The following is a 21,761-nucleotide window of genomic DNA, read 5'->3' as shown; positions in this document are numbered from 1 at the left end:
CGTAGGCCGTCCCCCAATTCAGGAAATACAGCAATGTCTATCTCCCAAGACGATATCCTCAACGCCGTAGCTGAAATGTCGGTTCTGCAGGTTGTTGAGCTGATCAAAGCTTTCGAAGAAAAATTCGGCGTTTCCGCTGCCGCTGCTTCTGCTGGCCCAGCTGTTGCTGCTGTTGCTGCTGAAGAGCAAACCGAATTCAACGTCATGCTGCTGGAAGCTGGCGAGAAGAAAGTAAACGTAATTAAGGCAGTACGTGAACTGACCGGTCTGGGCCTGAAAGAAGCCAAGGCTGTAGTTGACGGCGCTCCTGCCCAGGTTCTGGAAGCTGTATCGAAAGACGCAGCTGACAAAGCCAAAGCAACTCTGGAAGAAGCAGGCGCTAAAGTCGAGCTGAAGTAAGCATCGACTTTGCGTCTCCAGCCCAAGCGTTAAGCGAAAGGCTGATGGCTGGTGGCTCTTGCCACCGGCCTTTTTCCGTTATTGGCAATCGACTCGGTCGTCGCCATTAACGTGCGGTAACCACCCGATGCGGTGGCGCAGACCATGGGGTTTGCACGATTTTCTGGCTGCTCCCGTCGGGAGGGGCCAAACAAGCAGGTGACCAAGCTGGGGAACGCTGATGGCTTACTCATATACTGAGAAAAAACGTATCCGCAAGGACTTTAGCAAGTTGCCGGACGTCATGGATGTCCCGTACCTTCTGGCTATCCAGCTGGATTCGTATCGTGAATTCTTGCAGGCGGGAGCGACCAAAGATCAGTTCCGCGACGTGGGCCTGCATGCGGCCTTCAAATCCGTTTTCCCGATCATCAGCTACTCCGGCAATGCTGCGCTGGAGTACGTCGGTTATCGCCTGGGCGAACCGGCATTTGATGTCAAAGAATGCGTATTGCGCGGTGTAACTTACGCCGTACCTTTGCGGGTAAAAGTGCGCCTGATCATTTTCGACAAAGAGTCGTCGAACAAAGCGATCAAGGACATCAAAGAGCAAGAAGTCTACATGGGTGAAATCCCCCTGATGACTGAGAACGGTACCTTCGTAATCAACGGTACCGAACGTGTAATCGTTTCCCAGTTGCACCGTTCCCCTGGCGTGTTCTTCGACCACGACCGTGGCAAGACGCACAGCTCCGGTAAACTGCTGTACTCCGCGCGCATCATCCCTTACCGCGGTTCGTGGTTGGACTTCGAGTTCGACCCGAAAGACTGCGTGTTTGTGCGTATCGACCGTCGTCGCAAACTGCCTGCGTCGGTACTGTTGCGTGCCCTGGGTTACACCACCGAGCAAGTGCTCGATGCGTTCTACACCACCAACGTATTCCATGTGCAAGGTGAGAACCTCAGCCTGGAGCTGGTGCCTCAGCGCCTGCGTGGTGAAATTGCTGTCCTCGACATTCTCGATGACAAGGGCAAGGTTATTGTCGAGCAGGGTCGCCGAATTACCGCTCGCCACATCAACCAGCTGGAAAAAGCCGGGATCAAGGAGCTGCAAGTGCCTCTGGACTATGTCCTGGGTCGCACTACTGCCAAGGTCATCGTGCATCCGGCCACCGGTGAAATCCTGGCCGAGTGCAACACCGAGCTGAACACCGAGATTCTGGCCAAAATCGCCAAGTCTCAGGTTGTCCGCATCGAGACGCTGTACACCAACGACATCGACTGCGGTCCGTTCGTTTCCGACACGCTGAAGATCGACTCCACCAGCAACCAATTGGAAGCGCTGGTCGAGATCTATCGCATGATGCGTCCAGGCGAGCCGCCAACCAAAGACGCTGCCGAAACTCTGTTCAACAACCTGTTCTTCAGCCCTGAGCGTTATGACCTGTCTGCGGTCGGCCGGATGAAGTTCAACCGTCGTATCGGTCGTACCGAGATCGAAGGTTCGGGCGTGTTGTGCAAGGAAGACATCGTTGCTGTGCTGAAGACCCTGGTCGACATCCGCAACGGTAAAGGCATCGTCGACGACATCGACCACCTGGGTAACCGCCGTGTTCGCTGCGTAGGCGAAATGGCTGAGAACCAGTTCCGTGTTGGCCTGGTGCGCGTAGAGCGTGCGGTCAAAGAGCGTCTGTCGATGGCGGAAAGCGAAGGCCTGATGCCTCAGGACCTTATCAATGCCAAGCCTGTGGCTGCGGCAGTGAAAGAGTTCTTCGGCTCCAGCCAGCTTTCGCAGTTCATGGACCAGAACAACCCGCTCTCCGAGATTACCCACAAGCGCCGTGTCTCCGCACTGGGCCCGGGCGGTCTGACCCGTGAGCGTGCTGGCTTTGAAGTGCGTGACGTACACCCGACGCACTACGGTCGAGTTTGCCCGATCGAAACGCCGGAAGGCCCGAACATCGGTCTGATTAACTCCCTGGCGGCCTACGCGCGCACCAACCAGTACGGCTTCCTCGAGAGCCCGTACCGTGTGGTGAAAGACGCTCTGGTGACCGACGAGATCGTGTTCCTGTCCGCCATCGAAGAAGCCGATCACGTGATCGCTCAGGCCTCGGCCACGATGAACGACAAGAAAGTCCTGATCGATGAGCTGGTGGCTGTTCGTCACTTGAACGAGTTCACCGTCAAGGCGCCGGAAGACGTCACCCTGATGGACGTATCGCCCAAGCAGGTAGTTTCGGTTGCTGCGTCGCTGATCCCGTTTCTGGAACACGATGACGCCAACCGTGCGTTGATGGGTTCCAACATGCAGCGTCAAGCTGTACCGACCCTGCGCGCTGACAAGCCGCTGGTAGGTACCGGCATGGAGCGTAACGTAGCTCGTGACTCCGGCGTTTGCGTCGTGGCTCGTCGTGGTGGCGTGATCGACTCTGTTGATGCCAGCCGTATCGTGGTTCGTGTTGCCGATGACGAAGTTGAAACTGGCGAAGCCGGTGTCGACATCTACAACCTGACCAAGTACACCCGCTCGAACCAGAACACCTGCATCAACCAGCGTCCGCTGGTGAGCAAGGGTGATCGCGTTCAGCGTAGCGACATCATGGCCGACGGCCCGTCCACCGATATGGGTGAACTGGCGCTTGGCCAGAACATGCGCATCGCGTTCATGGCATGGAACGGCTTCAACTTCGAAGACTCCATCTGCTTGTCCGAGCGTGTGGTTCAAGAAGATCGCTTCACCACGATCCACATCCAGGAACTGACCTGCGTGGCACGTGACACCAAGCTTGGGCCTGAGGAAATCACTGCGGACATCCCGAACGTGGGTGAAGCCGCACTGAACAAGCTGGACGAAGCCGGTATCGTTTATGTAGGTGCTGAAGTCGGCGCAGGCGACATTCTGGTCGGTAAGGTCACTCCGAAAGGCGAGACCCAACTGACTCCAGAAGAAAAACTGCTGCGTGCCATCTTCGGTGAGAAAGCCAGCGACGTTAAAGACACTTCCCTGCGTGTGCCAACCGGCACCAAGGGTACTGTCATCGACGTGCAGGTCTTCACCCGTGACGGCGTTGAGCGTGATGCTCGTGCCCTGTCCATCGAGAAGACTCAGCTCGACGAGATCCGCAAGGACCTCAACGAAGAGTTCCGTATCGTTGAAGGTGCGACCTTCGAGCGTCTGCGCTCCGCTCTGGTCGGCCACAAAGCCGAAGGCGGCGCGGGCCTGAAGAAAGGTCAGGAGATCACCGACGAAGTGCTCGACGGTCTTGAGCATGGCCAGTGGTTCAAACTGCGCATGGCTGAGGATGCTCTGAACGAGCAGCTCGAGAAGGCTCAGGCCTATATCGTTGATCGCCGCCGTCTGCTGGACGACAAGTTCGAAGACAAGAAGCGCAAACTGCAGCAGGGCGATGACCTGGCTCCAGGCGTGCTGAAAATCGTCAAGGTCTACCTGGCAATCCGCCGCCGCATCCAGCCGGGCGACAAGATGGCCGGTCGTCACGGTAACAAAGGTGTGGTGTCCGTCATCATGCCGGTTGAAGACATGCCGCACGATGCCAATGGCACGCCGGTAGACGTCGTTCTCAACCCGTTGGGCGTACCTTCGCGTATGAACGTCGGTCAGATCCTTGAAACCCACCTGGGCCTCGCGGCCAAAGGTCTGGGCGAGAAGATCAACCGCATGATCGAAGAGCAGCGCAAAGTCGCTGACCTGCGCAAGTTCCTGCACGAGATCTACAACGAGATCGGCGGCCGCAACGAAGAGCTGGACACCTTCTCCGACCAGGAAATCCTGGACCTGGCGAAGAACCTGCGCGGCGGTGTACCGATGGCCACTCCGGTGTTCGACGGTGCCAAGGAAAGCGAAATCAAGGCCATGCTGAAACTGGCTGACCTGCCGGAAAGCGGCCAGATGCAGCTGACTGATGGCCGTACCGGCAACAAGTTCGAGCGCCCGGTTACCGTTGGCTACATGTACATGCTGAAGCTGAACCACTTGGTAGACGACAAGATGCACGCTCGTTCTACCGGTTCGTACAGCCTGGTTACCCAGCAGCCGCTGGGTGGTAAGGCGCAGTTCGGTGGTCAGCGTTTCGGGGAGATGGAGGTCTGGGCACTGGAAGCATACGGTGCTGCATACACTCTGCAAGAAATGCTCACAGTGAAGTCGGACGATGTGAACGGCCGGACCAAGATGTACAAAAACATCGTGGACGGCGATCACCGTATGGAGCCGGGCATGCCCGAGTCCTTCAACGTGTTGATCAAAGAAATTCGTTCCCTCGGCATCGATATCGATCTGGAAACCGAATAACACGTGACGCGAATCGAGAGCGTGGCAGTGATGCCCGCTCTCTGCTCCGCCAGGAGGAAAGGCCTTGAAAGACCTACTGAATTTGCTGAAAAACCAGGGTCAAGTCGAAGAGTTCGACGCCATCCGTATTGGGTTGGCATCGCCTGAGATGATCCGTTCGTGGTCGTTCGGTGAAGTTAAAAAGCCGGAAACCATCAACTACCGTACGTTCAAACCTGAGCGTGACGGCCTGTTCTGCGCCAAGATCTTTGGCCCGGTAAAGGATTACGAGTGCCTGTGCGGTAAGTACAAGCGCTTGAAGCACCGTGGTGTGATCTGCGAGAAGTGCGGCGTTGAAGTTGCGCTGGCAAAAGTTCGCCGTGAGCGCATGGCGCACATCGAACTGGCTTCGCCGGTTGCCCACATCTGGTTCCTGAAGTCACTGCCGTCGCGTATCGGCTTGCTGATGGACATGACCCTGCGTGATATCGAACGCGTTCTCTACTTCGAGAGCTACGTCGTTATCGATCCAGGCATGACCACCCTTGAAAAAGGTCAGCTGCTCAACGATGAGCAGTACTTCGAAGCGCTGGAAGAGTTTGGCGACGATTTCGATGCCCGCATGGGTGCCGAGGCTGTGCGCGAACTGCTGCACGCTATCGACCTGGAACACGAGATTGGTCGTCTGCGTGAAGAAATTCCGCAAACCAACTCCGAAACCAAAATCAAGAAACTGTCCAAGCGTCTGAAGTTGATGGAAGCCTTTCAGGGTTCCGGCAACCTGCCAGAGTGGATGGTGCTGACCGTTCTGCCGGTTCTGCCGCCAGACCTGCGTCCGCTGGTACCGTTGGATGGCGGCCGCTTCGCGACTTCCGACCTCAACGACCTGTACCGCCGCGTTATCAACCGTAACAACCGCTTGAAGCGTCTGCTCGACCTGTCCGCTCCGGACATCATCGTGCGCAACGAAAAGCGTATGTTGCAGGAAGCGGTTGACGCCTTGCTCGACAACGGCCGTCGTGGCCGTGCGATCACCGGTTCGAACAAGCGTCCTCTGAAATCCCTGGCTGACATGATTAAGGGTAAGCAGGGTCGTTTCCGTCAGAACTTGCTCGGTAAGCGTGTTGACTACTCCGGTCGTTCGGTAATTACCGTGGGCCCGACCTTGCGTCTGCACCAGTGCGGTCTGCCGAAGAAGATGGCTCTGGAACTGTTCAAGCCGTTCATTTTCGGCAAGCTTGAAATGCGTGGCCTCGCGACCACCATCAAAGCGGCCAAGAAAATGGTCGAGCGCGAGCTGCCAGAGGTTTGGGACGTTCTCGCTGAAGTGATCCGCGAACACCCGGTTCTCCTCAACCGTGCACCGACCCTTCACCGTCTGGGTATCCAGGCGTTTGAACCGGTACTGATCGAAGGTAAGGCTATCCAGCTGCACCCTCTGGTCTGTGCTGCGTACAACGCCGACTTCGACGGCGACCAAATGGCCGTGCACGTACCGCTGACACTGGAAGCCCAGTTGGAAGCGCGTGCGTTGATGATGTCGACCAACAACATTCTGTCGCCAGCCAACGGTGAGCCAATCATCGTTCCGTCGCAGGACGTTGTATTGGGTCTGTACTACATGACCCGTGAAGCGATCAACGCCAAGGGCGAAGGTCGTGTGTTCGCTGACCTGCAAGAAGTTGACCGTGTATTCCGTGCCGGCGAAGCCGCACTGCATGCCAAGGTCAAAGTGCGGATCCACGAAACCGTCAACGACCGTGATGGCGGCAGCGTGAGCAACGTTCGTATTGTCGACACGACTGTCGGCCGTGCACTGTTGTATCAAGTTGTGCCAAAAGGTCTGTCGTACGACGTCGTCAACCTGCCGATGAAGAAAAAGGCGATCTCCAAGCTGATTAACCAGTGCTACCGCGTGGTTGGTTTGAAAGAGACCGTGATTTTCGCTGACCAGTTGATGTACACCGGTTTTGCTTATTCGACCATTTCCGGCGTTTCCATCGGTGTTAACGACTTCGTTATCCCGGATGAAAAAGCCCGCATCATCAGTGCTGCCACTGATGAAGTGAAAGAGATCGAGAGCCAGTATGCCTCTGGCCTGGTAACCCAGGGCGAGAAGTACAACAAGGTGATCGACCTTTGGTCCAAGGCCAACGACGAAGTCTCCAAGGCAATGATGGCCAACCTCTCGAAAGAGAAAGTCATCGACCGCCATGGCGTTGAAGTCGATCAAGAATCGTTCAACTCGATGTACATGATGGCCGACTCGGGTGCGCGGGGTTCTGCTGCGCAGATCCGTCAGCTCGCCGGTATGCGTGGCCTGATGGCCAAGCCGGACGGCTCCATCATCGAAACGCCGATTACCGCGAACTTCCGTGAAGGTTTGAGCGTACTCCAGTACTTCATCTCCACTCACGGTGCTCGTAAAGGTCTGGCGGATACCGCGTTGAAAACCGCTAACTCCGGTTACCTGACTCGTCGTCTGGTAGACGTTGCACAAGACTTGGTCGTGACCGAGATCGACTGCGGCACCGAGCACGGCCTGCTGATGACTCCGCACATTGAAGGCGGTGATGTAGTTGAGCCTTTGGGTGAGCGCGTACTGGGTCGAGTCATCGCCCGCGACGTATTCAAGCCAGGTACCGAGGACGTTATCGTTCCTGCCGGCACCCTGGTGGACGAGAAGTGGGTCGAGTTCATCGAACTCAACAGCATCGACGAAGTGATCGTTCGCTCGCCGATCAGCTGCGAAACCCGCTACGGCATTTGCGCCAAGTGCTACGGCCGTGATCTGGCCCGTGGTCACCAGGTGAACATCGGTGAAGCGGTCGGCGTAATCGCTGCCCAGTCCATCGGTGAGCCGGGTACCCAGCTGACCATGCGTACGTTCCACATCGGTGGTGCGGCAAGCCGGACCTCCGCAGCCGACAGCGTTCAGGTGAAGAATGGCGGTACCGTCCGTCTGCATAACCTCAAGCACGTTGAGCGAGTGGATGGTCACCTGGTGGCTGTATCCCGTTCCGGTGAGCTGGCCATCGCTGATGACTTCGGTCGTGAGCGTGAGCGCTACAAGCTGCCATACGGCGCCGTGATTTCGGTTAAAGAAGGTGACAAGGTCGACGCTGGCGCAATCGTGGCCAAGTGGGATCCGCACACTCACCCAATCGTTACCGAAATGAAAGGTACCGTGACCTACGTGGGCATGGAAGAAGGCATCACGATCAAGCGTCAGACTGACGAATTGACCGGTATGACCAACATTGAAGTACTTGACGCGAAAGATCGTCCAGCTGCTGGCAAGGACATCCGTCCAGCCGTGAAGATGGTCGACGACAACGGCAAGGATCTGTTGCTGCCAGGCACTGACGTAATCGCTCAGTACTTCCTGCCAGCCAACGCCCTCGTCGGTGTGGCGGACGGTGCGCGGATCGCGATCGGTGATGTAATCGCTCGTATCCCGCAAGAGACCTCGAAGACCCGTGACATCACCGGTGGTCTGCCGCGTGTTGCCGACCTGTTTGAAGCCCGTCGTCCGAAAGAAGCCTCGATTCTGGCTGAAGTCAGCGGCACCATCGCGTTCGGTAAAGAGACTAAGGGCAAGCGCCGTCTGGTCATTACCCCGAACGATGGTACCGACCCGTACGAGGAGCTGATTCCGAAGTGGCGTCACCTGAACGTCTTCGAAGGCGAACAAGTGAACCGCGGCGAAGTTATCTCCGACGGTCCGAGCGACCCGCACGACATCCTGCGTCTGCTGGGTGTGAGTGCATTGGCCAAGTACATCGTCAACGAGATCCAGGACGTTTATCGCCTGCAAGGCGTGAAGATCAACGACAAGCACATCGAGACCATCCTGCGTCAGATGCTGCGTAAAGTTGAGATCGCTGAATCCGGCGATTCCAGTTTCATCAAGGGCGACCAGATGGAACTGACTCATGTACTGGTAGAGAACGAGCGTTTGAGCGCAGAAGACAAATTTGTCTCCAAGTTCACTCGCGTACTGCTGGGTATCACCAAGGCGTCGTTGTCCACCGAATCGTTCATCTCGGCGGCTTCCTTCCAGGAAACCACTCGCGTACTGACCGAAGCGGCGGTAACTGGCAAGCGTGACTACCTGCGCGGCCTGAAAGAAAACGTGGTTGTGGGTCGTTTGATCCCGGCCGGTACCGGCCTGGCCTATCACAGCGAGCGCAAGCGCCGCCGTGATGCTGACAAGCCGCTGCGCGTGAGCGCCAGTGAAGTGGAAGCTGCACTGACCGAAGCGCTGAACTCTAGCGGTAACTGAGTTCTGCGATAAATAAGGCCGGGCCCTGGCAACTCCGTTCGTCGGATCGAGACATTCATGTCCCGGCACGAAGGGTGGAGAGGTCGGGGCCTTGCCTTGACTGGGGGCAAGATCCTCTTTAGACTCTTGTACCCCTAAATTTGGCGGGAACTCGTTCCTGCCATTTTGCTTTTCTTGCAAGACAATAGCGTCGCAAGACAACAGTGGAGCTAGTAGATGGCAACTATCAACCAGCTGGTACGTCAGCCGCGTAAGCGTATCGTCGAGAAATCCGACGTGCCTGCGCTGCAGAACTGCCCGCAACGTCGTGGCGTATGCACCCGTGTGTATACCACCACGCCGAAAAAACCTAACTCGGCACTGCGTAAAGTATGCCGTGTGCGCCTGACCAACGGTTTCGAGGTTTCCTCGTACATCGGTGGTGAAGGTCACAACCTGCAAGAGCACAGCGTGGTACTGATCCGCGGCGGTCGTGTAAAAGACTTGCCAGGTGTTCGTTACCACACCGTACGCGGCTCTCTGGATACTTCCGGCGTTAAAGGTCGTAACCAGGGTCGTTCGAAGTACGGTACCAAGAAGCCTAAGTAGTAGCGGCTTTTTGTAAAAACTGAATCATCTTATTTTCTGAGTCGATAAGAGTAAGGTCGGAGGCGTCCCGAAAGGGCACCGATTCCGAGCGAACCTGAAGACCGTTTGAGGGCTTATCCATGCCAAGAAGACGCGTAGCAGCCAAGCGCGAAGTGCTTGACGATCCAAAATACGGAAGCCAAATCCTGGCCAAGTTCATGAACCACGTAATGGAAAGCGGCAAGAAAGCCGTTGCCGAGCGTATCGTTTATGGCGCGCTGGAAAAGGTTAAAGAACGCAAGAACAGCGACCCCCTGGAAATCTTCGAGAAAGCTCTCGACGCCATCGCTCCGCTGGTCGAAGTGAAGTCGCGCCGTGTAGGCGGTGCTACTTACCAGGTTCCGGTCGAAGTTCGCCCGTCCCGTCGTAACGCTCTGGCAATGCGCTGGTTGGTAGACTTCGCCCGTAAGCGCGGCGAGAAGTCTATGGCTCTGCGTTTGGCTGGCGAACTGTTGGACGCTGCTGAAGGTAAAGGTGCTGCAGTTAAGAAGCGTGAAGACGTGCACCGTATGGCTGAAGCTAACAAAGCTTTCTCGCACTACCGCTTCTAATTTCAGCGCTACTCATTTTGCGAGGGCTTTATGGCTCGTACTACACCGATTAACCGCTACCGTAACATCGGTATCGTTGCTCACGTGGATGCTGGTAAAACCACCACCACCGAGCGCGTCCTTTTTTACACTGGCAAAAGTCACAAGATGGGCGAGGTGCATGACGGCGCCGCGACCACCGACTGGATGGTTCAGGAGCAGGAGCGTGGTATTACCATTACTTCTGCTGCCATTACCGCCTTCTGGAAGGGTTCTGCTAAGCAGTACAAAGACGAACATCGCTTTAACGTTATTGATACCCCGGGTCACGTAGACTTCACCATTGAAGTTGAACGTTCCCTGCGCGTGCTCGACGGCGCTGTCGTCGTGTTCTGCGGTACTTCGGGTGTTGAGCCTCAGTCGGAAACCGTATGGCGCCAAGCCAACAAATACGGCGTTCCACGTCTTGTTTACGTCAACAAGATGGACCGTGCGGGTGCGAACTTCCTGCGCGTGATCGGTCAGATCAAGCAGCGTCTGGGTCACACTCCGGTGCCAATTCAGTTGGCTATCGGTTCCGAAGATAACTTCCAGGGTCAGATCGATCTGGTCACCATGGAAGCTGTTTATTGGAATGATGCCGACAAGGGCATGACTCCTCGTCGCGAAGCTATTCCTGCTGAGTTGCAGGAGCTGGCTGACGAGTGGCGCAACAACATGGTCGAGGCTGCAGCCGAAGCCAACGAAGAGCTCATGAACAAGTACCTCGAAGGTGAAGAGCTCACCAACGAGGAAATCAAGGCCGCTCTGCGTCAGCGTACTATTGCGGGTGAGATCGTTCTGGCTGTTTGCGGTTCCTCCTTCAAGAACAAGGGTGTTCCCCTGGTTCTCGACGCCGTTATCGACTACCTGCCGGCTCCTACCGACATTCCTGCCATCAAGGGTACTGACCCGGATGATGAGGAAAAGGAAATGGAGCGTCATGCAGACGATAGCGAGCCTTTCTCGGCTCTGGCGTTCAAGATCGCTACCGACCCATTCGTGGGTACCTTGACCTTCGTCCGTGTTTACTCGGGCGTGTTGAACTCCGGCGACGGCGTAATCAACTCGGTCAAAGGCAAGAAAGAGCGCGTGGGTCGTATGGTGCAAATGCACGCAAACGCCCGTGAAGAAATCAAGGAAGTGCGCGCTGGCGACATCGCGGCCTTGATCGGTATGAAGGACGTCACTACTGGCGAGACTTTGTGCAACGCTGACAAGCCAATCATCCTGGTTCGCATGGACTTCCCGGAGCCGGTTATTTCGGTTGCCGTTGAGCCTAAGACCAAGGATGACCAGGAAAAAATGGGCATCGCACTGGGCAAGCTTGCTCAGGAAGATCCATCTTTCCGTGTGAAAACTGATGAAGAGACTGGTCAGACGATCATCTCTGGCATGGGCGAGTTGCACCTGGACATCCTGGTTGACCGGATGCGCCGTGAGTTCAACGTTGAAGCCAACATCGGTAAGCCTCAGGTTTCCTATCGTGAGCGCATCACGAAGAACTGTGAAATCGAAGGCAAGTTCGTTCGTCAGTCCGGCGGTCGTGGTCAGTTTGGCCATTGCTGGATCCGTTTTGCTCCTGCTGACGAAGGTCAGGAAGGTCTGCAATTCGTGAACGAAGTAGTGGGTGGTGTGGTTCCTAAGGAATACATCCCGGCTATCCAGAAGGGTATCGAAGAGCAGATGAAGAACGGTGTTGTTGCCGGCTATCCGCTGATCGGCCTGAAGGCGACCGTTTTTGATGGTTCTTACCATGACGTCGACTCGAACGAGATGGCGTTTAAGGTAGCTGCTTCCATGGCGACCAAACAGCTGGCCCAGAAGGGTGGTGGTGAGCTGCTTGAGCCGATCATGGCGGTGGAAGTTGTTACGCCTGAAGACTATATGGGTGACGTAATGGGCGACCTTAACCGTCGTCGCGGCATGATCCTGGGTATGGAAGATACGGTTTCCGGTAAGGTTATCCGTGCTGAAGTTCCGTTGGGCGAGATGTTCGGTTACGCGACCGACGTTCGTTCGATGTCTCAGGGTCGCGCAAGCTACTCTATGGAATTCAAAAAATACAATACGGCTCCGTCGCACATCGTCGAAACCGTTACCAAAAAACAAGGCTGATTCAGTCCTTTAGGCAAGGAGTTAATTGTCGTGGCTAAAGAAAAATTTGATCGTTCCCTACCGCACGTCAACGTTGGCACTATCGGTCACGTTGACCACGGTAAAACTACGCTGACTGCTGCTCTGACTCGTGTTTGCTCCGAGATTTTCGGTTCGGCTGTTGTTGATTTCGACAAAATCGACAGTGCGCCAGAAGAAAAAGCTCGTGGTATCACGATCAACACTGCTCACGTTGAATACAACTCGCTGATCCGTCACTACGCTCACGTTGACTGCCCAGGTCACGCCGACTATGTGAAGAACATGATCACCGGTGCTGCCCAAATGGACGGCGCGATCCTGGTTTGCTCGGCCGCTGATGGTCCGATGCCACAAACCCGTGAGCACATCCTGTTGTCTCGTCAGGTAGGCGTTCCGTACATCGTGGTTTACCTGAACAAGGCTGACTTGGTAGACGACGCTGAGCTGCTGGAACTGGTTGAGATGGAAGTGCGCGATCTGCTGAGCACTTACGACTTCCCAGGCGACGACACTCCGATCATCATCGGTTCTGCTCGTATGGCGCTGGAAGGCAAAGACGACAACGAAATGGGCACCACTTCCGTACGGAAACTGGTTGAGACTCTGGATAGCTACATCCCAGATCCTGTCCGTGTTATCGACAAGCCGTTCCTGATGCCAATCGAAGACGTATTCTCGATCTCCGGTCGCGGTACTGTTGTAACTGGTCGTATCGAGCGCGGTATCGTCAAGGTTCAAGATCCACTGGAAATCGTTGGTCTGCGTGACACTACCGTCACCACCTGCACCGGTGTTGAGATGTTCCGTAAGCTGCTCGACGAAGGTCGTGCTGGCGAGAACTGCGGCGTTCTCCTGCGTGGTACCAAGCGTGACGACGTTGAGCGTGGCCAGGTTCTGGTCAAGCCAGGTTCGGTTAAGCCGCACACCAAGTTCGAAGCAGAAGTTTACGTTCTGAGCAAGGAAGAAGGCGGTCGTCACACTCCGTTCTTCAAAGGCTACCGTCCACAGTTCTACTTCCGTACTACTGACGTGACTGGTAACTGCGAGCTGCCAGAAGGCGTTGAAATGGTAATGCCGGGCGACAACATCAAAATGGTTGTCACCCTGATCAAAACCATCGCAATGGAAGACGGTCTGCGTTTCGCAATCCGCGAAGGCGGCCGTACCGTTGGTGCTGGCGTTGTAGCTAAAATCATCGAGTAATCTCTCTTCTGAGATTGCGCTGATGTTTTGAGAGAGGCCCCCGCTTAGCGGGGGCCTTTTTTATTGGGTTGACACCTATCTGGGCCGTCTATAGAATTGCGCCTCCTTTTAACGGGCGTATTGCGCTCGCTGGGAATAGCAGCCGGAGTCTGAAATCCAATGCAAAATCAGCAAATCCGTATCAGGTTGAAGGCTTTCGACCATCGCCTGATCGACCAATCCACCCAGGAAATCGTGGAAACCGCGAAACGTACTGGTGCTCAAGTGCGTGGTCCAATTCCACTGCCTACCCGTAAAGAGCGGTTCACCGTTCTGGTCTCCCCGCACGTCAACAAAGACGCGCGTGACCAGTACGAGATCCGTACTCATAAGCGCGTTCTGGATATCGTCCAGCCAACGGATAAAACCGTTGATGCACTTATGAAGCTTGATCTTGCGGCCGGTGTGGAAGTGCAGATCAGCCTCGGCTAAGACTCGGTCTTAGTCGTGTAACGCTCTGAAATGGGCGGCCATAGCGGGTGAAAGCCCCGTACACTCATGAGGTTTACAACATGACTATTGGTGTAGTCGGTCGTAAATGCGGTATGACCCGTATTTTCACCGAAGAAGGTGTCTCCATTCCGGTCACGGTCATTGAGATCGAGCCGAATCGCGTCACCCAGTTCAAAACTGAAGAAACCGATGGCTATCGTGCAGTGCAAGTCACTGTCGGCGAGCGTCGTGCTTCGCGTGTGACTGCTGCTCAAGCAGGTCACTTCGCTAAAGCAAACGTTGCAGCTGGTCGTACCGTAATGGAATTCCGCCTTGAAGAAGGCGAGTACCAAGCAGGCGATCTGATCAACGCTGAAATCTTCGCTGCTGGTCAACTGGTTGATGTAACCGGTCAGTCCAAAGGTAAAGGCTTCCAGGGTACGATCAAGCGTTGGAATTTCCGTGGTCAAGACAACACTCACGGCAACTCCGTTTCCCACCGCGTCCCGGGCTCTATTGGCCAGTGCCAGACTCCTGGTCGTGTATTCAAGGGCAAAAAAATGTCCGGTCATATGGGCGCTGAGCGCGTGACCGTGCAGTCCCTCGAAGTAGTGCGCGTCGACGCTGAACGCAATCTGTTGTTGGTCAAGGGTGCTGTTCCTGGCGCTACTGGCGGCAACCTGGTTGTACGTCCAGCGGCCAAGGCTCGCGGTTAAGGGGAAGCTGACATGCAATTAAATGTAAATGACGCTCAAGCGATCGAAGTTTCCGAACTGACATTTGGCGGCGAATTCAACGAGACGCTGGTTCACCAAGCAGTCGTGGCCTACATGGCCGGCGGCCGTCAAGGTAGCAAGCAGCAAAAGACCCGTTCCGACGTTCGTGGTGGCGGTAAGCGCCCTTGGCGTCAGAAAGGTACTGGCCGTGCTCGTGCCGGTACTATCCGTAGCCCTATCTGGCGCGGCGGCGGTACTACTTTTGCAGCTCGTCCGCAGGATCACACTCAGAAGCTCAACAAGAAGATGTACCGCGCAGCTCTGCGCTCCATCCTTGCTGAACTCGTGCGTACTGATCGTCTGGTCGTGGTTCAGGACTTCGCTGTTGAAGCGCCGAAAACCAAAGATCTGCTGAACAAGCTCAATGGCATGGGTCTGACTGATGTCCTGATCGTGTCCGAAGCTGTAGATCAGAACCTGTACCTGGCTGCTCGCAACCTGCCACATGTTGATGTACGTGACGTGCAAGGTTCCGATCCAGTTAGTCTGATCGCATACGACAAGGTATTGATTACCGTGTCGGCCGTGAAGAAATTCGAGGAGCTGCTGGGATGAACCAGGAACGCGTATTTAAAGTTCTGCTTGGCCCGCACGTTTCCGAGAAGGCTACGGTTCTGGCAGACAAGAAAGGCCAGTTCGTTTTCAAGGTTGCTACTGATGCAACCAAGCTGGAAATCAAGAAGGCCGTCGAAAGCCTGTTCAGCGTGAAAGTAGAGCGTGTTACTACCCTGAATGTTCTGGGTAAGAGCAAGCGCACTGCTCGCGGTCTGGGCAAGCGTAATGACTGGAAGAAGGCAGTTATCTCCCTTCAGCCAGGCCAAGATCTCGATTTCAGCAGCAGTGCTGAGTAAGGAAGGGGTGCATCATGGCAATCGTTAAATGCAAACCGACTTCCCCTGGCCGCCGTTTTGTGGTCAAGGTGGTCAACCAGGAGCTGCATAAAGGCGCTCCTCACGCACCGCTGCTCGAGAAGAAATCGAAGACTGGTGGTCGTAACAACAATGGTCGTATTACCACTCGTCACATCGGTGGTGGCCATAAGCAGCATTATCGTCTGGTCGATTTCCGTCGTAACGACAAAGATGGCATCTCTGCCACTGTCGAGCGTATCGAATACGATCCAAACCGTACTGCTCACATCGCTCTGCTGCTGTACGCAGATGGCGAGCGTCGCTACATCATCGCGCCTAAAGGCGTGAGCGCTGGCGACCAGCTGATCGCAGGTGCCCTGGCACCGATCAAGCCGGGCAACGCTCTGCAACTGCGTAACATTCCAGTTGGTAGCACCGTACACGGCATCGAATTGAAGCCAGGCAAGGGCGCGCAAATCGCTCGTTCTGCTGGTGCTTCGGCTCAGTTGATCGCTCGCGAAGGTGTCTACGTGACCCTGCGTCTGCGTTCCGGTGAGATGCGTAAAGTATTGGCTGAATGCCGTGCGACTCTGGGCGAGGTCTCGAACTCCGAGCACAGCCTGCGTTCGCTGGGTAAAGCTGGTGCCAAACGCTGGCGTGGCGTTCGCCCAACCGTTCGTGGTGTTGCCATGAACCCGGTTGACCACCCACATGGTGGTGGTGAAGGTCGTACCTCTGGTGGTCGTCATCCGGTATCGCCATGGGGCTTCCCGACTAAGGGCGCGAAGACTCGTGGTAATAAGCGTACCGACAAAATGATCGTCCGTCGTCGCAAGTAAATAGAGGGATACGACAGTGCCACGTTCTCTGAAAAAAGGTCCTTTTATTGATCTTCACCTACTGAAGAAGATCGAAGTGGCGGCGGAAAAGAACGATCGCAAACCAGTTAAGACCTGGTCGCGTCGTTCGATGATCCTGCCACAAATGGTCGGTCTGACCATCGCAGTACACAACGGTCGTCAGCACGTCCCAGTTCTCGTTAACGAAGACATGGTCGGCCACAAACTAGGCGAGTTTGCCGGTACCCGCACATATCGTGGGCACGTGGCAGACAAGAAAGCCAAGCGTTAAGGGGTAAGGAAATGGAAGTAGCCGCTAAGTTGTCGGGCGCTCGAATCTCCGCCCAGAAAGCCCGCTTGGTCGCCGACCAGATCCGCGGGAAGAAGGTGGGCGAAGCGCTCAACCTGTTGGCTTTCAGCAGTAAGAAAGCCGCCGAGATCATCAAGAAAGTGCTGGAGTCGGCCGTAGCCAACGCCGAGCATAACGAAGGCGCAGACGTTGATGACCTTAAGGTCTCCACCGTTTTCGTCAACGAAGGGCGTTCGCTGAAGCGAATCATGCCACGTGCCAAAGGCCGTGCTGATCGCATCGTCAAGCGGTCTTGCCATATCACTGTCAAGGTTGCTGACAAGTAACGGAGTCGAAGAGATGGGTCAGAAAGTACATCCCATTGGCATTCGCCTGGGAATCGTCAAGGAGCACACCTCCGTCTGGTACGCAGACGGTCGGACTTATGCGGACTATTTGTTCGCTGATCTGAAGGTGCGTGAGTATCTCCAAGACAAACTAAAAAGCGCGTCCGTAAGCCGTATCGATATCCATCGTCCGGCGCAAACTGCACGTATCACCATCCACACTGCTCGTCCAGGTATCGTTATCGGGAAGAAAGGTGAAGATGTTGAGAAACTGCGTCAGGACCTGACCAAGCAAATGGGTGTGCCTGTGCACATCAATATCGAAGAGATCCGTAAGCCGGAGCTCGACGGTATGCTGGTTGCGCAGAGCGTAGCTCAGCAGCTGGAGCGTCGCGTAATGTTCCGTCGCGCTATGAAACGCGCCGTACAGAACGCCATGCGCATTGGTGCCAAAGGCATCAAAATCCAAGTGAGCGGTCGTCTCGGCGGTGCTGAAATCGCACGTACTGAATGGTATCGCGAAGGTCGTGTGCCACTGCACACCCTGCGTGCCGACATCGACTATGCCAACTACGAAGCTCACACCACTTACGGTGTGATCGGTGTAAAGGTTTGGATCTTCAAAGGCGAAGTAATTGGTGGTCGCCAAGAAGAACTGAAACCACAAGCACCTGCGCCTCGTAAAAAAGCTGCTAAGTAAGGGGTACGCCAAATGTTGCAACCAAAGCGTACGAAGTTCCGCAAGCAGATGACAGGCCACAACCGTGGTCTGGCTCAGCGCGGTAGCAAAGTCAGCTTCGGCGAGTTCGCGCTGAAGTCTGTAGCTCGTGGTCGTCTCACCGCTCGTCAGATCGAGTCAGCGCGTCGTGCTCTGACCCGTCACGTAAAACGTGGCGGCAAGATCTGGATCCGTGTATTCCCGGACAAGCCTATTTCCAAGAAGCCACTCGAAGTTCGGATGGGTAAAGGTAAGGGTAACGTGGAGTACTGGGTTGCCCAGATTCAGCCAGGCAAAGTCCTGTATGAAATCGAGGGTGTAACTGAAGAGCTGGCGCGTGAGGCTTTTGCCCTGGCTGCTGCAAAGCTGCCGCTCGCCACCGCCTTTGTTAAACGGACGGTGATGTGATGAAAGCGAATGAACTTCGTGAAAAATCCGCACAGCAGCTGAACGAGCAACTGCTCGGCCTGCTGCGCGACCAGTTCAATCTGCGTATGCAGAAAGCAACTGGCCAGTTGGGGCAGTCTCATCTGCTCTCGCAAGTTAAGCGTGACATCGCTCGCGTGAAGACTGTGCTCAACCAGCAGGCAGGTAAGTAATCATGGCTGAAGCCGAAAAAACTGTCCGTACGCTGACTGGCCGTGTTGTCAGCGACAAGATGGACAAAACCATCACCGTTCTGATCGAGCGTCGCGTTAAGCACCCGATCTACGGTAAATATGTTAAGCGTTCGACTAAGCTGCACGCGCACGACGAAACCAACCAGTGCCACATCGGCGACAAAGTCACTATTCGTGAAACTCGTCCGTTGGCCAAGACCAAGTCTTGGGCACTGGTTGATGTTCTCGAACGCGCTGTGGAAGTCTAAGGACTAGGGGTCGGAGAAATTATATGATTCAGACTCAATCCATGCTCGATGTGGCCGATAACAGCGGCGCTCGCCGTGTTATGTGCATCAAGGTGCTGGGTGGCTCCCATCGTCGTTACGCTGGTATCGGTGACATCATCAAAGTTACCGTGAAGGAAGCAATTCCTCGCGGTAAAGTGAAAAAAGGCCAAGTGATGACTGCCGTAGTAGTCCGCACTCGTCACGGCGTTCGCCGTGCAGATGGCTCCATTATCCGCTTTGATGGCAACGCTGCTGTTCTTCTGAACAACAAGCAAGAGCCAATCGGCACCCGTATCTTTGGGCCAGTGACCCGTGAGCTTCGTACTGAGAAGTTCATGAAGATCGTCTCGCTCGCCCCAGAAGTGCTGTAAGGAGATCCGACATGCAAAAGATTCGTCGTGACGACGAGATCATCGTGATCGCCGGCAAAGACAAAGGTAAGCGCGGTAAGGTGCTGAAGGTTCTTGCTGACAACCGTCTGGTTGTTGGTGGTCTGAACCTGGTCAAGCGTCATACCAAGCCTAACCCGATGTCGGGCGTACAAGGCGGTATCGTCGAGAAAGAAGCGCCATTGCACGCTTCTAACGTCGCCATCTTCAACGGCGAAACCAACAAAGCTGATCGTGTTGGTTTCAAAGTAGAAGAAGGTAAGAAAATTCGTGTCTTCAAGTCGACCCAAAAAGCGGTTGATGCTTGAACACTGCTAGGTAGAAGACCATGGCACGACTAAAAGAGATTTACCGGAAGGAAATCGCACCGAAACTTAAGGAAGAACTTAAGCTTTCGAACGTGATGGAAGTTCCGCGCGTTACAAAAATCACCCTGAACATGGGTCTGGGCGAAGCGATCGGTGACAAGAAAGTCATCGAACACGCTGTTGCTGACCTGGAAAAGATCACCGGCCAGAAAGTCGTTGTGACCTACGCTCGCAAATCCATCGCAGGCTTTAAAGTCCGCGAAGGTTGGCCGATCGGCGTCAAAGTGACCCTGCGTCGTGAGCGTATGTACGAATTCCTGGATCGTCTGCTGTCGATCTCCCTGCCTCGGGTTCGCGACTTCCGCGGCCTGAATGCCAAGTCCTTCGATGGTCGTGGTAACTACAGCATGGGCGTAAAAGAGCAGATCATTTTCCCGGAAATCGACTACGACAAGATCGATGCTCTCCGCGGTCTGGACATCACCCTGACCACCACTGCCAAGAACGATGATGAAGGCCGCGCTCTGCTGCGTGCATTCAAATTCCCGTTCCGCAACTGATTGGAGTAGGACCATGGCCAAGACGAGCATGAAAAACCGCGAGCTGAAGCGTCAGCTCACGGTTGCCAAGTACGCCAAAAAGCGTGCAGCACTGAAAGCAATCATCGTTGATCTGAACGCAAGTCCAGAAGCGCGTTGGGAAGCTACAGTTGCTCTGCAGAAGCAGCCACGTGACGCAAGCGCTTCGCGCATGCGTAACCGCTGCCGCCTGACTGGTCGTCCACACGGCGTTTACCGCAAGTTCGGCCTCGGCCGTAACAAACTGCGTGAAGCGGCAATGCGTGGTGACGTGCCGGGTCTGGTTAAAGCCAGCTGGTAAGTACGTTCAGCGTCAAGGTGGTTGGTCTCGCAAGATACTGACCGCCGGTGACCTTGAATCAGGAACAAGCCCCTTTTGGGGCTTGTTTCATTTCCGCAGTGTGTCTAGAATACCCGGCTCGCCTGAGCCCGTGTTTTCTATGCTCGGAGATTCTCGGCGACATATGTAGCCGCAAGGCTAATTTTTTTGTATTAGGAGCGTCTAGCCCATGAGTATGCAGGACCCGTTAGCGGACATGCTAACTCGTATCCGTAATGCCCAGATGGCTGAAAAGTCCGTCGTAAGCATGCCATCTTCCACGTTGAAGGTAGCTGTTGCCAAAGTCCTGAAAGACGAAGGCTACATTGCGGGTTATCAGATCAGCAGCGAAATCAAGCCACTGCTGTCCATCGAGCTGAAGTACTTCGAGGGCCGTCCGGTCATCGAGGAAGTGAAGCGCGTTAGCCGTCCAGGCCTGCGTCAGTACAAGTCCGTTGAAGATCTGCCGAAAGTTCGTGGCGGTCTTGGCGTGTCTATCGTCTCCACCAACAAAGGTGTGATGACGGATCGTGCTGCGCGCGCTGCCGGTGTCGGCGGCGAAGTTCTTTGCACTGTGTTCTAAGGGGGGATAAGCATGTCTCGCGTCGCTAAGAACCCCGTTAAGCTGCCAGCCGGTGTCGAAGTCAAATTCGCAGGCCAACAGCTTTCGGTGAAGGGTGCCAAGGGTACTCTTGAACTGAACATCCATTCGTCCGTTGAGATTGTTGAAGAAGCTGGTGAGCTGCGTTTCGCTGCTCGCAATGGCGATCAACAAACCCGCGCAATGGCCGGTACCACTCGTGCGTTGGTAAACAACATGGTCCAAGGCGTAAGCCAAGGCTTCGAGCGTAAGCTCCAGCTGGTCGGTGTTGGTTACAAAGCGCAAGCAAAAGGCACGGTGCTGAACCTGGCCCTTGGCTTCTCGCACCCAGTGGATTACGAACTGCCGGAAGGCATCACCGCTGAGACTCCTAGCCAGACCGATATCCTGATCCGGGGCATCGATAAACAGCTAGTGGGTCAAGTGGCCGCTGAGATCCGCGACTTCCGTCCACCAGAGCCTTACAAAGGCAAAGGTGTGCGCTACGCGGACGAAGTCGTCCGTCGTAAAGAAGCCAAGAAGAAGTAGGGCATAGCAAATGACCGACAAAAAAGTTACTCGACTGCGTCGCGCTCGCAAAGCACGCCTGAAAATGCACGAACTCGAAGTCGTGCGTCTCTGTGTGTTCCGCTCGTCGCAGCACATCTACGCCCAGGTCATCTCGGCCGACGGCAACAAAGTCCTGGCAAGCGCCTCGACTTTGGATAAAGAACTGCGTGATGGTGCCACCGGCAACATCGACGCGGCCACTAAGGTTGGCCAGCTGGTCGCTACGCGTGCAAAAGCCGCTGGCGTCTCGCAGGTGGCTTTCGACCGCTCTGGCTTCAAGTACCACGGCCGCGTCAAGGCGCTGGCTGATGCTGCTCGTGAAGCTGGGCTGGAGTTCTAAGT

At 55.3% G+C, this 21,761-nt stretch carries 25 protein-coding genes; all 25 read left to right on the top strand.

Annotated elements, in window-relative coordinates:
• The first annotated feature begins 33 nt into the window (after window positions 1–33).
• Complete coding sequence (rplL, locus tag CKW13_RS16675) at window positions 34–399, top strand: 50S ribosomal protein L7/L12 (RefSeq protein WP_003176432.1); 366 nt, start codon at window positions 34–36, stop codon at window positions 397–399.
• 220 nt (window positions 400–619) lie between these two features.
• Window positions 620–4,693 (top strand): DNA-directed RNA polymerase subunit beta, encoded by a 4,074-nt coding sequence (gene rpoB / locus CKW13_RS16670; RefSeq protein WP_095109691.1) that lies wholly within the window; start codon window positions 620–622, stop codon window positions 4,691–4,693.
• Between the two features lie 64 nt (window positions 4,694–4,757).
• Window positions 4,758–8,957, top strand: a complete 4,200-nt coding sequence (gene rpoC, locus CKW13_RS16665; RefSeq protein ID WP_095109690.1) for a DNA-directed RNA polymerase subunit beta' — start codon at window positions 4,758–4,760, stop codon at window positions 8,955–8,957.
• Between the two features lie 216 nt (window positions 8,958–9,173).
• Window positions 9,174–9,545 (top strand): 30S ribosomal protein S12, encoded by a 372-nt coding sequence (gene rpsL / locus CKW13_RS16660; protein WP_002555494.1) that lies wholly within the window; start codon window positions 9,174–9,176, stop codon window positions 9,543–9,545.
• Window positions 9,546–9,664: 119 nt separating this feature from the next.
• Window positions 9,665–10,135, top strand: coding sequence for a 30S ribosomal protein S7 (gene rpsG, locus CKW13_RS16655; RefSeq protein WP_002555493.1), 471 nt, complete (start codon window positions 9,665–9,667; stop codon window positions 10,133–10,135).
• Between the two features lie 30 nt (window positions 10,136–10,165).
• Window positions 10,166–12,271, top strand: coding sequence for an elongation factor G (fusA, locus tag CKW13_RS16650; RefSeq protein WP_095109689.1), 2,106 nt, complete (start codon window positions 10,166–10,168; stop codon window positions 12,269–12,271).
• 30 nt (window positions 12,272–12,301) lie between these two features.
• Complete coding sequence (gene tuf, locus CKW13_RS16645; RefSeq protein WP_095109688.1) at window positions 12,302–13,495, top strand: elongation factor Tu; 1,194 nt, start codon at window positions 12,302–12,304, stop codon at window positions 13,493–13,495.
• 159 nt (window positions 13,496–13,654) lie between these two features.
• Window positions 13,655–13,966 carry a 30S ribosomal protein S10 gene (gene rpsJ, locus CKW13_RS16640; protein WP_003186070.1) on the top strand — a complete coding sequence of 104 codons (312 nt, stop codon included), beginning with the start codon at window positions 13,655–13,657 and terminating at the stop codon, window positions 13,964–13,966.
• Window positions 13,967–14,046: 80 nt separating this feature from the next.
• Window positions 14,047–14,682: a 50S ribosomal protein L3 gene (gene rplC / locus CKW13_RS16635; protein WP_003186059.1), complete on the top strand. Its 636-nt coding sequence runs from the start codon at window positions 14,047–14,049 to the stop codon at window positions 14,680–14,682.
• A 12-nt stretch (window positions 14,683–14,694) separates the two neighbouring features.
• On the top strand, window positions 14,695–15,297 hold the full coding sequence (gene rplD, locus CKW13_RS16630; protein ID WP_003210082.1) for a 50S ribosomal protein L4: 603 nt from the start codon (window positions 14,695–14,697) through the stop codon (window positions 15,295–15,297).
• Window positions 15,294–15,593 (top strand): 50S ribosomal protein L23, encoded by a 300-nt coding sequence (gene rplW / locus CKW13_RS16625; protein ID WP_002555488.1) that lies wholly within the window; start codon window positions 15,294–15,296, stop codon window positions 15,591–15,593. The genes rplD and rplW overlap by 4 nt, the downstream gene beginning before the upstream one ends.
• A 14-nt stretch (window positions 15,594–15,607) precedes the next feature.
• On the top strand, window positions 15,608–16,432 hold the full coding sequence (rplB, locus tag CKW13_RS16620; protein WP_003176423.1) for a 50S ribosomal protein L2: 825 nt from the start codon (window positions 15,608–15,610) through the stop codon (window positions 16,430–16,432).
• Window positions 16,433–16,448: 16 nt separating this feature from the next.
• A complete protein-coding gene (gene rpsS, locus CKW13_RS16615; RefSeq protein ID WP_002555486.1) occupies window positions 16,449–16,724 on the top strand; it encodes a 30S ribosomal protein S19 in 276 nt (91 codons plus the stop codon).
• Window positions 16,725–16,735: 11 nt separating this feature from the next.
• Complete coding sequence (gene rplV, locus CKW13_RS16610; RefSeq protein ID WP_003210077.1) at window positions 16,736–17,068, top strand: 50S ribosomal protein L22; 333 nt, start codon at window positions 16,736–16,738, stop codon at window positions 17,066–17,068.
• Window positions 17,069–17,081: 13 nt separating this feature from the next.
• Window positions 17,082–17,768 (top strand): 30S ribosomal protein S3, encoded by a 687-nt coding sequence (rpsC, locus tag CKW13_RS16605; protein WP_003176422.1) that lies wholly within the window; start codon window positions 17,082–17,084, stop codon window positions 17,766–17,768.
• Window positions 17,769–17,780: 12 nt separating this feature from the next.
• Window positions 17,781–18,194, top strand: coding sequence for a 50S ribosomal protein L16 (gene rplP / locus CKW13_RS16600; RefSeq protein ID WP_003232424.1), 414 nt, complete (start codon window positions 17,781–17,783; stop codon window positions 18,192–18,194).
• A complete protein-coding gene (gene rpmC, locus CKW13_RS16595; RefSeq protein WP_002555481.1) occupies window positions 18,194–18,385 on the top strand; it encodes a 50S ribosomal protein L29 in 192 nt (63 codons plus the stop codon). The genes rplP and rpmC overlap by 1 nt, the downstream gene beginning before the upstream one ends.
• Window positions 18,386–18,387: 2 nt before the next feature.
• Window positions 18,388–18,654 carry a 30S ribosomal protein S17 gene (rpsQ, locus tag CKW13_RS16590; RefSeq protein WP_003176419.1) on the top strand — a complete coding sequence of 89 codons (267 nt, stop codon included), beginning with the start codon at window positions 18,388–18,390 and terminating at the stop codon, window positions 18,652–18,654.
• 23 nt (window positions 18,655–18,677) lie between these two features.
• Window positions 18,678–19,046 (top strand): 50S ribosomal protein L14, encoded by a 369-nt coding sequence (gene rplN / locus CKW13_RS16585; protein WP_002555479.1) that lies wholly within the window; start codon window positions 18,678–18,680, stop codon window positions 19,044–19,046.
• Between the two features lie 11 nt (window positions 19,047–19,057).
• Complete coding sequence (gene rplX, locus CKW13_RS16580) at window positions 19,058–19,372, top strand: 50S ribosomal protein L24 (RefSeq protein WP_042561341.1); 315 nt, start codon at window positions 19,058–19,060, stop codon at window positions 19,370–19,372.
• A gap of 20 nt (window positions 19,373–19,392) precedes the next feature.
• Window positions 19,393–19,932, top strand: a complete 540-nt coding sequence (rplE, locus tag CKW13_RS16575; protein WP_003210069.1) for a 50S ribosomal protein L5 — start codon at window positions 19,393–19,395, stop codon at window positions 19,930–19,932.
• Between the two features lie 13 nt (window positions 19,933–19,945).
• On the top strand, window positions 19,946–20,251 hold the full coding sequence (gene rpsN / locus CKW13_RS16570) for a 30S ribosomal protein S14 (RefSeq protein WP_095109687.1): 306 nt from the start codon (window positions 19,946–19,948) through the stop codon (window positions 20,249–20,251).
• 208 nt (window positions 20,252–20,459) lie between these two features.
• Window positions 20,460–20,852: a 30S ribosomal protein S8 gene (gene rpsH, locus CKW13_RS16565; RefSeq protein ID WP_017848802.1), complete on the top strand. Its 393-nt coding sequence runs from the start codon at window positions 20,460–20,462 to the stop codon at window positions 20,850–20,852.
• 12 nt (window positions 20,853–20,864) lie between these two features.
• The gene (gene rplF, locus CKW13_RS16560; RefSeq protein ID WP_007896774.1) at window positions 20,865–21,398 is read left to right on the top strand and encodes a 50S ribosomal protein L6; all 534 of its coding nucleotides are present in this window, start codon (window positions 20,865–20,867) and stop codon (window positions 21,396–21,398) included.
• A gap of 10 nt (window positions 21,399–21,408) precedes the next feature.
• Window positions 21,409–21,759, top strand: coding sequence for a 50S ribosomal protein L18 (gene rplR, locus CKW13_RS16555; RefSeq protein ID WP_003186037.1), 351 nt, complete (start codon window positions 21,409–21,411; stop codon window positions 21,757–21,759).
• The last annotated feature ends 2 nt before the right edge of the window (window positions 21,760–21,761 follow it).

The organism is Pseudomonas sp. Irchel 3E20 (genome assembly GCF_900187645.1).
In the GTDB taxonomy this organism is placed as follows: domain Bacteria; phylum Pseudomonadota; class Gammaproteobacteria; order Pseudomonadales; family Pseudomonadaceae; genus Aquipseudomonas.
The sequence above is the reverse complement of the archived record's forward strand: the minus strand, read 5'-3'. Positions and strand labels throughout refer to the sequence as shown.